Here is a 13,651-nt window from a genome sequence, read left to right as displayed (position 1 = left end):
ATGGAAAAAATCTATTTAGCTGGCTATACACGTCAAGACAACCAAGGCATCCATCTACTAAAATGGGATAGTCATCATGAGGAAATTAAAGGACATGAATTAATAATTTCTGAATCAAATCCAACTTACCTGGCTCTTTCTACTGATGGTAAAGAACTCTATACGCTCACTGACCAACCGAGCCCTGGAGTCAGCCATTATCGAAAAGAAGGCCAGCATTTCGTTTTTGTTGATCACTGTGCCTTCTTGGAACATAACGGCTGTTACCTAGCTCTAGATGAAGAGCGCCAATTACTACTCAATGCCAATTACCATGAAGGGACATTGGCGCTTATAAAAATACAAAGTGATGGTCAATTACAGCTCCAACAAATAATCAGCCGGACTGGCCAAGGGCCTCACCCCAACCAAGAAAGCTCTCACTGCCATTATTTTAACACTAGTCCAGATGGCAAATATTACCTAGCCTGTGACTTAGGGACAGATAGTGTGATCAGCTATCAATTTGACCAAGAGGGCCAATTACAAGAAAAAGCCTCCTACCAATGTCAAGCAGGGACTGGTCCAAGGCATTTAGTTTTTCATCCTAAAGAAGACATTCTTTATGTGATTGGTGAGCTTTCACACACCATCGATATTTTGACTTATGATGAGGGTCACTTTTCCTTTGTCGACCGGGTGAATTGTTTACCAGAGACTTATAGCGGTGAAAATAGTAGTGCTGCAATTCGTATCTCCCAAGATGGAAACTTCTTATATGTCTCCAATCGAGGTTACAACAGCCTAGAAGTATTTGAAGTTTCTAAAGAAGGTTCTCAATTAAGTCATATTCAATCCATTCCTTCTGGTGGAGACTTTCCACGTGACTTTAACTTTGACGCTAACCAAAGTCACGTCATTGTAGGACATCAAAAAGAGAAGAAAGTGACCTTCTTTAAACGTGACCACAATACCGGACAATTAAGTCCACTCAATGTCAGCTGTCCCCTCAATGAAATTGTTTGCGTCCAATAGGCTTAAGCAAATTAAAAAAAGCTAAAAATTACGCCTAGGCCTAGTCAAGACCTCGTATTTTAGCTATACTACAAAAATGCTAGTGAAAGGATGCGTTTATTTTAATGTTAGATATTATCAAAGTTTTCATCATGGGGATTGTCGAAGGAATTACCGAATGGTTGCCAATTAGTAGTACTGGCCACTTAATTTTGGTAGAAGAATTTATTTCCATGGATTTTAGACCGGAATTTTGGAATATTTTTGTATACGTTATCCAATTAGGGGCAATCTTAGCCGTTGTTTGGATCTATTTTGACCGCTTAAACCCTTTTTCAAATCAAAAAAGTGCTGAAGAGAAAAAGCAGACTTGGGAAACTTGGTTTAAGGTGGTAGTTGGCTGTATTCCCGCAGGTGTTATTGGTCTTTTATTTAACGACTTCGCTGAAGAACATTTCCAAAATTGGGTGGTAGTATCTGCTGCACTGATTATTTACGGAATTGCCTTCATCGTCGTTGAAAATCGAAATAAAAACCGCCCTGTAACCGTCCATTCAACTCAAGAATTATCTTACAAAAAAGCCTTTCAAATTGGACTCTTCCAGGCCCTATCAGTCATTCCTGGGACCTCAAGATCTGGTTCATCCATCCTAGGAGCAACGATTTTAGGAACCTCCCGCCCTACTGCTGCCGATTTTTCCTTTTTTATGAGTATTCCCATTATGTTCGGAATGACTTTCTTAAAACTAACTAAGGGATTCCTCGACGGATTTCGCTTTTCAACCGAAGAAGGCTTCCTACTAATCTTAGGAATGGTCATCGCCTACATTGTTTCGATTTTAACGATTCGCTTCTTACTACGCTATGTCCAAAAGAATGATTTTAAAGCCTTTGGTTGGTATCGGATTGCTTTAGGAATTATAGTAATTATCTTCTTTGCTATTTTTCAATAATCACTAAAATGGATAAACGAAAAGAGAGACTGTTTTCACAGCCTCTCTTTTTACTTTGCCTAAAGACTATTAGAATTTTAACTCTTTGTAATCATGTTTACTGGTTTCAGCTACATCGGCGCTAGTTAATTCACCCTTGTAGGTGTTCACCCCAGTAAATACTGTATGGTTAGCTTTAGCAGCTTCTTCAATACCTAAATTAGCAATTTGTTGAACATAAGTCATGGTAGCGTTAGTTAATGCTTCTGTGGCTGTCTTTGGTACAGCTCCTGGAATATTTGCAACGGTATAATGAACAATACCATGTTTAGTATATACAGGATCATCATGGTTCGTTGCATGATCAGAAGTTTCAAAGTTACCACCTTGGTCAATAGCAACGTCGATTAAAACAGAACCTTCTTCCATGGTCTTCACCATATCTTCCGTTACTAAAATTGGTGCCTTACGTCCAGGAATAAGAACGGAGCCAATGACTACATCAGCATCCTTTACTTCATTAGCAATGTTATAAGCATTGGACATTAATGTATTAACGCGACCTTGGAAGAGGTCATCTAATTCACCTAAACGTGCTGGATTCAAGTCAAGAATAGTTACATTAGCGCCTAAGCCAACAGCCATCCGAGCGGCATTATAACCAACATTACCGCCGCCGATAATAACCACTTTCCCGGCTTGGGTTCCTGGCACACCACCTAAGAGCTTCCCTTTACCACCATTAGTTTTTTCAAGATAGTGAGCACCGACTTGAATAGCAGTCCGTCCAGCCACTTCACTCATTGGGTTAAGTAAAGGCAATTTTCCATTTAACTCCATGGTTTCATAAGCTACACCTGTGGTTTTATTTTCAATTAAAGCATCCACCAAAGGTTCGTTATCCGCTAAATGCAGATAGGTCATCACAATTAAGTCTTCACGGAGATATTGGTATTCAGATTCAAGGGGTTCTTTAACCTTAACCACCATATCAACGTCCCATGCTTCTTTAGCAGAGCTTACGATCTTAGCTCCTACTTCTTCATATTCACTATCTTCATATGAAGAACCTACACCAGCTGAGCTTTCGATAAGCACTTCATGACCAGCTTGGACAAGGTTAAAGGCATTGGCCGGTGTCATTGCCACCCGATCTTCATGATTCTTGATTTCTTTAGGTACACCAATTCTCATTATACAAAGCCTCCATTCACATATTTGACTCAAAACAGTTAGAGAATCAGAGCTGATCCTCCCAATTTCCAACTGACTTCAGTATATCAAACATGTCATGTAAATGCTTTCTTTATGCTCAAGACCTAGAGCAATTCGTGGCGGAGTTGTGCACCAGATTTTGCAGAAAGATAAGCGGGGGCAATATCAAAGACTGTTTTAGCCCCAAATTGTTCTTCCTTAGCTAAACGGTAAGCAGCTCGCGCATAGCAAGTATTCACTGCACCGGTGAACTCAGGGTTGCTGCCTAATTGCAGAGCAAAATTATAAACTGCGTGGTGGTCAGCGCTGGTTCGTCCTTGGCGCACCACTTCACCCCCATGAGGAATCCCTTGATGGTTTTGATCTAATTCTTTTTGAGAAATAAAATGCACATCAACTTGGTCGTAGGGTGCGAAGTAATCTGGCATGGTCTTGATCGCTTTGGCAACTTGGTCTGGATCAGCGCCCTCTTCTAAAACCGCATAGACTTCACGACTATGGGCAGTCGCTTGTTGGTAATCAATAGGGTCACCAGCCTTTGCTGCCTCTAGCATGGCTTGATTAGGCACGGTATATTGAATAGCTGCCTTGACGCCATCTACCCGGCGTACTGCATCAGAATGGCCTTGGCTAACCCCTCTGCCCCAAAAAGTATAGGTTTGCCCTTGCGGTAAAATTGTTTCAGCTAATAAGCGGTTAAGTGAGAACAGACCTGGATCCCAACCCGTAGCAATCACAGAGACATGGCTATTTTCTTTAGCAAGTTGATCCATTTGATCGAAGTATTCTGGAATCTTATCGTGGTTATCGTAGGCATCCACTGTATTAAAGTTTTTCGCTAGACGAGGAGCTTGAACAGGAATATCAGATTGAGAACCACCACATAAAATTAAGACATCAATTTTGTCTTTAAAGTCAAGAATGTCATCAATTTGATAGGCTGGGCTCTTTGTATCTAATTTCTCAGGCTGGCGTCTAGTAAAAATTCCTAGCAATTCCATATCTTCCGCTGCATTAACTGCAATTTCCACGCCCTTACCTAAATTACCATAGCCAACAATACCAACTTTTATCATTTTTGTTTCCTCCTTTAAATTCTAATAAAACTAATCTTCTTTATTCTTATAATTATAGTCGTTTCTGAGCAAATCTTGGTAGCTTTCTCGTTTGACAGCCAAATAAGATTGCCCATCCTCGACAAAGACCAGGGCTGGACGTCCCAGACGATTATAATTCGAACTCATTGTATAAGTATAAGCCCCTACTCGAGGAATCACCAAGAGGTCCCCGATCCGAGCCTCTGGCAAGGGAGCATCTTGAACCAACTGGTCACCAGTTTCACACAATTTTCCGGCTACGCGGTACTCCCCTTCGACCTCATCATTCATCCGATTAGCTAAGGCCGCTTCATATTTGGCTTGATACAGGGCTGGGCGAATATTGTCTGACATCCCACCATCGACAAAGACAAAGGGTTTACCAGCCAGGGTATGTTTGACACCCCCAACGCTATAAAGAGCTGTCCCGAAATCATTAATTAAAGCCCGTCCCGGCTCAATGCTTACGGTATCGACATGCTCTAAGCCATATTGATCAATTGCTGCTTCAATGACCTGAATGTAGCTTTGTAAAAATTTCTCATAATCAAAAGGACGATCTGCTTGGCTATAGTACACACCAAAACCGCCGCCCAGGTTAATCTCTCTTACCTGGCAGCCGGTTTCTTCTTCCATTTGCCGACAGAATCCCAACATTAAATCGGCTTCTTCAAAAAAGAATCTTTCTTCTAATATTTGTGAGCCGATATGGCAATGGAAACCGGCAAAGTCGAGCCAATCGCTCTTAACCATCTCTTTAACCAAAGTCACCGTATCCTCATCATGGCTACTCATACCAAATTTAGAATCATCGCGGCTGGTTTGAATATATTTATGGGTGCTTGCTTCAATCCCAGGATTAATTCTTAAGAGGACTTTTGCCTCTTTATTGAGAGATTTAGCGATTTTTTCTACTTTATAAAAATCAGTCTGGCTATCAATAACAAATGTTCCAATCCCTTGCTCAAAAGCTAGAATGATCTCTGACTCTGTTTTATTATTGCCATGGAAATATATTTTTTCTCCTGGAACACCAGCTGCCAAGAGTGTATATATCTCCCCACCACTAACGGCATCAAGATAGCAGCCCTGTTCATTGATTAGTTGAGCGATATAAAGGTTTAAAAAGGCCTTGGAGGCATAGATAATATGAGTAGTAAACTTTTTAGAATGGAAGCCATTGATAAATGTTTTCGCTTGATCTTTAATCCCCTTTTGATCATAAATATAAAGCGGAGTTCCGTACTCTTCCTTTAGACGAGAAACAGGAATATCGGCAATGTTTAATTCATTATTAACCACTTGCATATGTTGCGTCAGTTTCATATTTTGCCTCCTAGATATTTTTCATGATACTAACTATTTTACCCTAAAAACTGCTTTTAGTGATCAAATTGTCAGTCTACTCATTAAATTTATTGAAAGATTAGCAATATATAAGCTAAAAGTCAACAAATAATATATTACGGAAAAGAAGCCAATATTAGAAACAATTTTTAACTTTTATTAAAAAGCTATCACTTTTAAACAATAATTATTCAGAACATTCATGTTAAAATAAAGATACGAAAATGAGTATTCCAGTAATCAATAATATTGTAAGGGCTTCCTTTTACTTTATGAGTGGATTATGGTAAAATACTATTTCTATATAAGATATCGGGGAGTGAGTTTTTAATGAAAAAGACACAACTAAGAAAAGCCTTTGTCGAAGAATTAAAGACCTTAGATGGTCAATTTACACGTATGGGAATCGATACTACTAAAGCTATTGAAGAAGCTGTTGATGCGCTTCTCAACCATGATAATGAAGCCGCTGAAAAAGTGATTAAAAATGACGAAAAGATTAATGCTTATGAAGTGGCCATTGATAAGGAATGTTTCCGACTAATTTCCCTACAAAGCCCTATCGGCGATGAATTACGCTTTATTATTTCCATCATTAAAGCCAGCGCTGACCTTGAAAGAATGGGTGACCATGCCGTCTCTATTGCAAAAGGAGCTCTACGGATCGCAGATGAACCCCGTTTAGAAAACATTGAATCTGACCTCGAAATAATGACTGATACGGTCATTGAAATGGCCGAGCTGGCTGTTAACGCCTTTGTTACTCGCAATGACCAACAAGCTAAGGCAGCAGCGGAAATGGATGCCAAAGTTGACCACTACTTTGATAAATTAATCCCACAAGTCGTGTCAGATATGAAGAAAGATAACAGCTTAGTGGTAACCGGGGCTTCATATATTTCCATGATTTCTAACTTAGAACGCATGGGTGACTACGTGACCAACCTCTGCGAACGTATTATCTATTTAGATGAAGGCAAGGTTGTCGATCTTAACGGCTAAATAAGAAAATATAATTTTCACTTTATTAGGTGCTGATGAACATTATGGTTCATCAGCACCTTTTATTATTGACGGGCATAAGAATTAGTGAAAAACAAAAAAGCTGTGAAAATCACAGCCTTTGTCTTAGCCACACCGATCTCAATACGGTTTGGTTATTTATCATTGACTTGGTAAGCCTCTAATAACCTATAGGCTTTCTATGAATAACTCCTATTTATTGGGCATAAACCTTTTTAAAAGATTTTTGCTTGATCCCAGGAATGGTTAACATAACCACAAAAGAGAAGATATAAAGACATGATAGGAAGAGCATGACCATGGTCACATTACCATGTTCCATAATGATCCCAATAATCATTGAAGAAAATCCACCTACTGCTCGTCCAACGTTTAAGATTAAGTTATTGGCCATACTTTGGACGGACTTAGGGTATAGGTAAGAAACCGTTGCTCCATATCCCGGGAACATCCCATTGACAAAGAATCCCATCATGGCTCCCCCAAATAGCATTCCAAGTGGTGAGGTAATTTGGCTAAACAAGTAGACACCAAACGCTGATGCAAGTAAGAAAGCACCAAACATTAGCCGAGGGCCAAATTGGTCAAATAGTCGGCCAAAGGCAACCATCCCTAAGGACATGCCCACAATGGTACTAATCATCCATAATGATGAACCTTGCACACTGAGACCGGCTTGTTCTTGCATAATGGTTGGCAACCAATTCATCATGCCAAAGTAGCCAGCAATTTGAACCGTACACATTAACATGAGGGCAATGGTTTGGTAACTGGTCCGCAAGTCTTTAAATAAAACAGCAAAATTAATTTTTTCACTTTTATCGAGAGCTGAATCATTTTTTACCGGGTAAAATTCTTTTTCATCTTTAATAGCTACTTGCATGTATAATACAAGGAGTAAAGGAGCGAGACCAAATAAGAACAATCCGCGCCAACCTAGGTGACTCAAGAATAATCCCGCTAGAGCAGCTGAAGTAATCGAGCCGACTTGGCCAGCTACCCCATTTAAAGCAGAAATCCGTCCCATTTTATGGACGGGGACTATTTGTGCCATGATTCCTAAAGCGATTCCGTACTCACCACCGACACCAATACCGGCAATGAAACGTAAGATATAAAGCATAGTGATCGAAGGCGCAAAAGCAATTGCTCCTGAGGCTAAAGAAAAGATAAGCAGGGTTATCTTTAAGATGTTTAGCTTATGGTAACGGTCACCGAGATATCCAAAAATTAGCCCACCTAATAACATCCCTAAGTTAGTTACCGTAGCGATAGCGCCAGCTTGGGCACCAGATAGTGAAAACTCAGTGATAATGCTTGCCATTGAAAAGGATAGAAACATTACGTTGAGGTCATCGGTACCTGAGGCGATGATACTTGAAATAACAGCTTTTTTCTTATTTTCCATTTTTACACTCCTTAAACAAATACTCACAGGTATTTATTATTTAACTCTTTTGACTGTTAGCAGTCACTTTTACTCATTGGAAGACTGGTTCAGTTGACGGTGCCAATCCAAGATATTGTCCATGTCTGCTTGGCTAAAGTCATGTTTTTCTTTGGCTACTTCTAATAAACTATGGAAATCGCTCAGTACGGCTAGAGGAATATCAGCAGCTTGGAAGTTTTTCTTGGCCCGATCCAACTCATAGGTGAAAATTGCAGCTACTCCAATCACTGAGCACTCTTTAGCAACTGGTTGACAGGCTTCTAAGACGCTTCCGCCTGTTGAAATTAAGTCATCAATCAATACGACTTGGTCATCGGCATCTAGGTGCCCTTCGATTTGAGATTGGCGGCCGTGATCCTTAGCCTTAGAACGGACATACACCATAGGTAGGTCTAAAATTTCACTCACCCAGGCTGCATGAGGGATTCCAGCTGTAGCAGTCCCAGCGATGCAGGTCACATTTGGATATTTTTCTTTGATCATATCAGCTAAGGCTTGGGCTACTAACTTACGAGCCTTTGGATAACTCATTAATTGACGATTATCACAATAAATGGGGCTCTTAATCCCACTGGCCCAGGTAAACCAATCCTCATTACGGATAATCACGGCTTCATGATCTAATAATGCTTCAGCAACTTGGCGTTTAATATTTTGACTCATCTATTTACCCTCCCAATGTTCTTTCATTTCTTCATAGGCTCTCACTGGATCGTCAGCTTGAATAATCGGACGGCCCACTACAATGTAATCAGCACCGTTGGCTCGGGCTTCTTCTGGGCTAGCAATTCTTTCTTGGTCATCGTGAGCATTCTTATTCAAACGAATCCCTGGTGTTAAACTAAGTAATTGCCCTTTGGAAACTTCCTTAATCATTTTACTTTCTTGGACCGAAGAAACTAGGCCATCCACGCCACTGTCTAAGGCTAAGCGGGTCAAATGTTCGACCGATTCAGCGACCGTGCCAGGAATTTGTAATTGATTATTTAACATTTCTTGATTAGTTGAGGTCAGTTGGGTGATTGCAAGAACTTTGGGTTGATGTTTGCCTTCTTGAACCCCTTTAACCGCAGCTCGCATCATTTCTTTACCACCCATGGCATGGATGGTCACGAGTTCAATCGGTAATTGACTAAGCTGTAACATAGCTAGGTAAACCGTATTAGGAATATCATGGCACTTCAAATCAAGAAAGACTTCATGTCCCATATCACATAAGCGCTCAATGATACTTGGCCCTGACATGTAAAATTGCGACATCCCAACTTTGACCCCGATTTGGCGACCTTCAAATAATTTTAGAAAATCAAAGGTTTCTGCTTCTGTTTTAAAATCTAACGCCACATATAATGTTTCCATTTTTTCACCTCTTTAACGAAAAAAGACCTAGACAATTCTGTCTAGGCCCTTAAAGTCATCATAATTAACTATAAGTATGCACACTTATAGGTATTCTTATCATCACTTTTCGTGCCTCTCTGGACAGAATTAAAGTATAGAGTCTCGCTCTAAATCACAAGTATTGTAGCAAGGACACTAGCTGATGTCAACACAAAAAGTAAAAATATTTCATATGAAAGCAAAAAGTTAAAATTGCTTGGTTTCGTGCAAGCTTGAATAGATAAGCAATAAGCTTCAATACATATTCCCCATTATTACCTATATATCTATTATTGGCTAACTAATAAATCTAACCAGGAAACACTATGTTAAATAATCTAGAAATAATTCATACTAAATTACTGAGAGTAGCAGAAAAACTATGTTGTTAAAACTTTATTCATTTATTATAATCATTTTATAGGCTTATTTTCTAATAATATTTATTAAATAAATATATAATTTACTATTTAGGAATCAAAAAATATCAAACCTATATTCTTATTTTATTTTTTATTTAGTATTGAAATTGAGGAAAAGTAAATAAAAAGCGCTTCTCTAGGAGAGCGCTCGATTGGACAAAAACATTATACCATAGGAGGAGAAAAATATGGCCAAGAAATTGTATGACGAAAATGGGAACGAAGTGAAACGTGGTGGATGTTTGAAGTGGATTGGTATTGGAATAATTGCCCTTATCGCTCTTTTCATTATAGGATCGCTTTTTAGTGGTGGTAAAAAATCTGTAAACACTGAATCTAGTGAAAGCCAAACCAGCGAGAATCAATCTTCAAATAAGAAAGAAAATAAAAAATTAGCAGTAGGTGATGCTGCTGAAATTGATGACATAAAATTTAAAGTAAATAAGGTTGAATTTACTAATGAAAGAAATCAATTCGCTGAATCAAATCCTGAACGCGTCATTAAGATTAGCTATACTTTAGAAAATGGTCAAGATAAAGACTACGCTTTCGGCGCCGATACTCAGCTTTATGTAGATGGTAAGAAAGCTAAGACCTATCCATTAAGCGGTTCTGATGGTGATATTGGTTTTGGTTCAGTATCAGCAGGTAGAACTGTTGATAGCACCGTTTATTACGGTGTAGACGGAAAAGATATTGAGCTAGAATGGCAACCATTATTTAGTGTTGGTAAAAAAGCAATTTGGAAACTAAGTGAATAATCCATTATTGGTGTCGATAAGAAATATATTTTCTTCATCAACACCTTTTTTTATATACATATTGTAAAAGCAAAAAAACGGCCGCTGACGACCGCTAATGCTTAGTATTTATGGAGATGAGGGGATTCGAACCCCTGTCCAGACACCCCGCTAATACAGCTTTTACACTCATAGTTTATTGTTGATTAAGCGCACTAGAGGTCAATAAACAAACCTGCTAGCTTGCGTACCTGATTGTTCTCTTTCTTTTGCTCCAGGCGGAAGCGCAAGACGTATCCCACTTCAATGAGACCTGTAACTAATACATGGGCGATACTAGGCAGATCTTAGCATGCTGCTAGGCAGCGAATGCTAAAGATTGACTTTCGTTTTTGTCAATTAAATTTAAGTTAACGTTTGTGACGGAGTCGTAACCTCCGAAATGTAGCTGTACCCCGGTCTGATGCCTGTCGAATCCAAAAAACATCCCCAAAAGGATACCTTTTTAATATAACAAACATCTCACCAAAAAGTCAAGATTTACGCTTCATTCAAAACTTCGACTTCATTATTCTTATAGTTAACTTGATCCCCGTAATTTGTCAAAGGTCTTGCTGAGACTTATTCTTTTCTTTCCCGGTCCTTATTCACATCATCAATTTTTTCCTCTAAAGCAAAATGATCGGTTTGATTATAGGCTTCCAAATGGTAAAAACCATCTTGATACCTAACAATAGATACACTAGCATTATCTAAGGGTTCCCCTAGAGAAAATTCTGGGATTAGTTCATGGATCATATTGCGAATCGTCATGCCATGACTCACAATCAGAATATTTTGATCAGTTTCACGATGGGCGGTAATCACATCGATCAAGCCTAATTCAACCCGTAGCCAGAATGTCATAAAATCCTCGGCATCATGGGTGGGATCTAATTCATGGAAAGTATCCATTTCTACCTTCACGCGGTCATTGGTAGTTAACAAGTCCTGCTTTTCATTCTCGATATAGTCAGAGACTTTTCCCCAGATCCGTTCAACTTCTAGCCCTTCAAAGCTCCCAAAGAACTGTTCCCGAAAGGCTTTACGTTTATTAATTGGAAGGTTGGAACCAGCATGGTAATTATATTTTAAAATAATCTCCGCTGTAGCTACCGTCCGTTGCAAATCACTGGTATACACAGCCGAGAAATTAACATCACGTAAACCAATGGCGCTCCTTTGGGCATCGCGTTTACCTTTCTCTGTTAAAGGCGCATCCGCCCAACCTTGGATCCGATGATAGTGGTTGAGGTAGGTTTGGCCATGACGCATAAAATAAATTGTTACACCTTTACTCATTTCTTTCAACCTCGCATTCATACTGATAAACCTGAAACTATCATAACAAAAAATGCCCATTTTAGCGAAACATATCAAATTATAAAACGTTTATTAAAGCTTTTCTGATATAATTTATTTAGATATAAAAAGATATTTCTATTCTTAAGTCTAGAAAGAGGAAGATTTCCTATGGAACGTGAGCAACTCGTTAGAAACCGTCTTCTTCAACTTGAACTTCATTTTAAAAGTATACGTTACTTTGACCGCACAAAGGATAAGCAATTAGAAGCGTCCCTACTCTTTAGCGATCAGAGACCAAATGAATTAATCATTATTTACTGTAAAGAAGGCTTTCTAACTATAAATTCTGATGATAAAAATTATATTATGGATAATAACAGCTATTGTATTATTAATAACAGAGCCCATTTAAAGGCCCAAGATATCGATACGGTAGCTTTAGAAAAGTGGTATGAATTATCTATTATCAGTCTGGTAGGCCGTAATCAAAGTTTTAAACTATCGCATGAAAACATTGCTTGCTGTCAAGATAAGCACAATGCCATTGAAAATTATTTACAATTAATTGACTACGAAGATAAAAAAAGTGAGCTTGCAGAGGACGAAAAAGAAACTATCTTACAGATGCTTATCCAAATGTTATTTACTCGGATATATTTTCAGCAAAAAAATTTATTTGCCTTAAAAAGTGAATTTACCAATGAGGAAAAAATCCACTGGCTGAAGAAGTATATTGATAATTATTATACCAAGGATATTAGTTTGGACCATCTCAGTAATTTAATAAGTATGAATAAATACTATATGATTCGTCTATTTTCAGAGGCCTTTTCCGCGTCTCCAATCGATTATTTAATTAAAGTAAGAATCGATAAAACCAAACAACTACTGAAAGCCACCAATTTTAGTATTAGTCATGTCGGTAAATTAGTAGGCTTTGGCTCAGCTTCATACTTCTCAAAAATGTTTAAAAGACTAAATGGCATCTCACCTAGTCAATATCGGAAAGAACATAGTCAAGATAATAAAGCAAGCAATTAATAACTCACAGCAGCAAAACAACTGATTTGTTATATCTCTTCTCTACCGACCTACTACCCATTTTAAATAATTAAAAGGACTACGACCTGGAACAACTCCCAAAAGTTGTGCTTTTAGGGGCACCATTACTTGTCATAGTCCTTTTTTAATCTATATTCTTTTATTAAACACGCAATAGGCTTTTAATATTTTTCTTTCATTGCTCGTTTAATGTCACGCTTCATGTCTTTTTCTTTTAAGGCTTGGCGCTTATCGTATTTTTTCTTTCCTTTACCAATGCCGATAAGTAATTTAGCAAAACCTCTTTTAATATACATCCGTAGTGGGATAATCGCATAACCTTCCTGGCTCACATGCTTAGCTAAGCGATTGATTTCGCGTTTCTTTAATAATAATTTTCTTGGTCGCATAGGATCCTGGTTAAAACGGTTGCCTTGTTCAAAAGGACTCACATGCATCCCATAGACCCATACCTGGCCATTTTCTACCCGGGCAAAGGAATCCTTTAAGTTGACCTTCCCCTTACGAATTGATTTAATTTCTGTTCCAGTTAAGACAAGACCAGCTTCAATTGTATCTTCGATGATATAATCATGATTCGCTTTGCGATTTGTCGCTACCACATTGTCTTGCTTCTTCTTTGTCACACAGTTTCTCCCCTTTTGTT

The 13,651-nt window shown here is 38.6% G+C and carries 13 protein-coding genes and 1 other RNA gene; 5 read left to right on the top strand and 9 right to left on the bottom strand.

What is annotated here, in order from left to right:
- Complete coding sequence (locus AWM73_RS03630) at positions 1 to 1,014, top strand: lactonase family protein (RefSeq protein WP_060778114.1); 1,014 nt, start codon at positions 1 to 3, stop codon at positions 1,012 to 1,014.
- A 104-nt stretch (positions 1,015 to 1,118) separates the two neighbouring features.
- Complete coding sequence (locus tag AWM73_RS03625; RefSeq protein ID WP_060778113.1) at positions 1,119 to 1,946, top strand: undecaprenyl-diphosphate phosphatase; 828 nt, start codon at positions 1,119 to 1,121, stop codon at positions 1,944 to 1,946.
- 69 nt (positions 1,947 to 2,015) lie between these two features.
- Here the strand turns inward: AWM73_RS03625 and ald are convergent, their stop codons facing one another.
- The 3 genes from ald to lysA all read right to left on the bottom strand — a co-directional run bounded on the left by ald (position 2,016) and on the right by lysA (position 5,563).
- Positions 2,016 to 3,119: an alanine dehydrogenase gene (gene ald / locus AWM73_RS03620; protein WP_060778112.1), complete on the bottom strand. Its 1,104-nt coding sequence runs from the start codon at positions 3,117 to 3,119 to the stop codon at positions 2,016 to 2,018.
- Between the two features lie 125 nt (positions 3,120 to 3,244).
- Positions 3,245 to 4,216 carry a diaminopimelate dehydrogenase gene (locus AWM73_RS03615; protein WP_060778111.1) on the bottom strand — a complete coding sequence of 324 codons (972 nt, stop codon included), beginning with the start codon at positions 4,214 to 4,216 and terminating at the stop codon, positions 3,245 to 3,247.
- A 30-nt stretch (positions 4,217 to 4,246) separates the two neighbouring features.
- Positions 4,247 to 5,563, bottom strand: a complete 1,317-nt coding sequence (gene lysA / locus AWM73_RS03610) for a diaminopimelate decarboxylase (protein ID WP_060778110.1) — start codon at positions 5,561 to 5,563, stop codon at positions 4,247 to 4,249.
- A gap of 351 nt (positions 5,564 to 5,914) precedes the next feature.
- On the opposite strand from lysA, the gene phoU reads away from it, so the two are divergent.
- A complete protein-coding gene (gene phoU, locus AWM73_RS03605) occupies positions 5,915 to 6,586 on the top strand; it encodes a phosphate signaling complex protein PhoU (protein WP_013669817.1) in 672 nt (223 codons plus the stop codon).
- Between the two features lie 217 nt (positions 6,587 to 6,803).
- On the opposite strand, the gene AWM73_RS03600 is transcribed toward phoU, so the two are convergent.
- From AWM73_RS03600 to pyrF, 3 genes are all read right to left on the bottom strand, one after another.
- A complete protein-coding gene (locus tag AWM73_RS03600) occupies positions 6,804 to 8,015 on the bottom strand; it encodes an MFS transporter (RefSeq protein ID WP_060778109.1) in 1,212 nt (403 codons plus the stop codon).
- Positions 8,016 to 8,084: 69 nt separating this feature from the next.
- Positions 8,085 to 8,720 (bottom strand): orotate phosphoribosyltransferase, encoded by a 636-nt coding sequence (gene pyrE / locus AWM73_RS03595; RefSeq protein WP_060778108.1) that lies wholly within the window; start codon positions 8,718 to 8,720, stop codon positions 8,085 to 8,087.
- Entirely contained in the window at positions 8,721 to 9,416 is a 696-nt protein-coding gene (pyrF, locus tag AWM73_RS03590) for an orotidine-5'-phosphate decarboxylase (RefSeq protein ID WP_060778107.1), read from the bottom strand.
- A 631-nt stretch (positions 9,417 to 10,047) separates the two neighbouring features.
- Between pyrF and AWM73_RS03585 the strand changes: the two genes are divergently transcribed.
- Positions 10,048 to 10,620: a DUF4352 domain-containing protein gene (locus tag AWM73_RS03585; RefSeq protein WP_060778106.1), complete on the top strand. Its 573-nt coding sequence runs from the start codon at positions 10,048 to 10,050 to the stop codon at positions 10,618 to 10,620.
- 108 nt (positions 10,621 to 10,728) lie between these two features.
- Here the strand turns inward: AWM73_RS03585 and ssrA are convergent.
- Positions 10,729 to 11,090: a transfer-messenger RNA gene (gene ssrA / locus AWM73_RS03580) on the bottom strand.
- Between the two features lie 130 nt (positions 11,091 to 11,220).
- On the bottom strand, positions 11,221 to 11,940 hold the full coding sequence (locus AWM73_RS03575) for a histidine phosphatase family protein (RefSeq protein ID WP_060778105.1): 720 nt from the start codon (positions 11,938 to 11,940) through the stop codon (positions 11,221 to 11,223).
- A 171-nt stretch (positions 11,941 to 12,111) separates the two neighbouring features.
- Between AWM73_RS03575 and AWM73_RS03570 the strand changes: the two genes are divergently transcribed.
- Positions 12,112 to 12,984 carry a helix-turn-helix transcriptional regulator gene (locus AWM73_RS03570; protein ID WP_060778104.1) on the top strand — a complete coding sequence of 291 codons (873 nt, stop codon included), beginning with the start codon at positions 12,112 to 12,114 and terminating at the stop codon, positions 12,982 to 12,984.
- A 182-nt stretch (positions 12,985 to 13,166) separates the two neighbouring features.
- On the opposite strand, the gene smpB is transcribed toward AWM73_RS03570, so the two are convergent.
- Positions 13,167 to 13,631: an SsrA-binding protein SmpB gene (smpB, locus tag AWM73_RS03565; RefSeq protein ID WP_060778103.1), complete on the bottom strand. Its 465-nt coding sequence runs from the start codon at positions 13,629 to 13,631 to the stop codon at positions 13,167 to 13,169.
- Positions 13,632 to 13,651: the final 20 nt, after the last annotated feature.

The organism is Aerococcus urinae, assembly GCF_001543175.1.
Classification (GTDB): Bacteria; Bacillota; Bacilli; order Lactobacillales; family Aerococcaceae; genus Aerococcus; species Aerococcus urinae.
The sequence above is the reverse complement of the archived record's forward strand: the minus strand, read 5'-3'. Positions and strand labels throughout refer to the sequence as shown.

Bases quoted from the DNA above. Each gene is read 5' to 3' on its own strand.
- AWM73_RS03630 (WP_060778114.1), top strand. From the start codon at position 1: ATGGAAAAAATCTATTTAGCTGGCTATACACGTCAAGACAACCAAGGC.
- AWM73_RS03625 (WP_060778113.1), top strand. From the start codon at position 1,119: ATGTTAGATATTATCAAAGTTTTCATCATGGGGATTGTCGAAGGAATT.
- ald (WP_060778112.1), bottom strand. From the start codon at position 3,119: ATGAGAATTGGTGTACCTAAAGAAATCAAGAATCATGAAGATCGGGTG.
- AWM73_RS03615 (WP_060778111.1), bottom strand. From the start codon at position 4,216: ATGATAAAAGTTGGTATTGTTGGCTATGGTAATTTAGGTAAGGGCGTG.
- lysA (WP_060778110.1), bottom strand. From the start codon at position 5,563: ATGAAACTGACGCAACATATGCAAGTGGTTAATAATGAATTAAACATT.
- phoU (WP_013669817.1), top strand. From the start codon at position 5,915: ATGAAAAAGACACAACTAAGAAAAGCCTTTGTCGAAGAATTAAAGACC.
- AWM73_RS03600 (WP_060778109.1), bottom strand. From the start codon at position 8,015: ATGGAAAATAAGAAAAAAGCTGTTATTTCAAGTATCATCGCCTCAGGT.
- pyrE (WP_060778108.1), bottom strand. From the start codon at position 8,720: ATGAGTCAAAATATTAAACGCCAAGTTGCTGAAGCATTATTAGATCAT.
- pyrF (WP_060778107.1), bottom strand. From the start codon at position 9,416: ATGGAAACATTATATGTGGCGTTAGATTTTAAAACAGAAGCAGAAACC.
- AWM73_RS03585 (WP_060778106.1), top strand. From the start codon at position 10,048: ATGGCCAAGAAATTGTATGACGAAAATGGGAACGAAGTGAAACGTGGT.
- AWM73_RS03575 (WP_060778105.1), bottom strand. From the start codon at position 11,940: ATGAGTAAAGGTGTAACAATTTATTTTATGCGTCATGGCCAAACCTAC.
- AWM73_RS03570 (WP_060778104.1), top strand. From the start codon at position 12,112: ATGGAACGTGAGCAACTCGTTAGAAACCGTCTTCTTCAACTTGAACTT.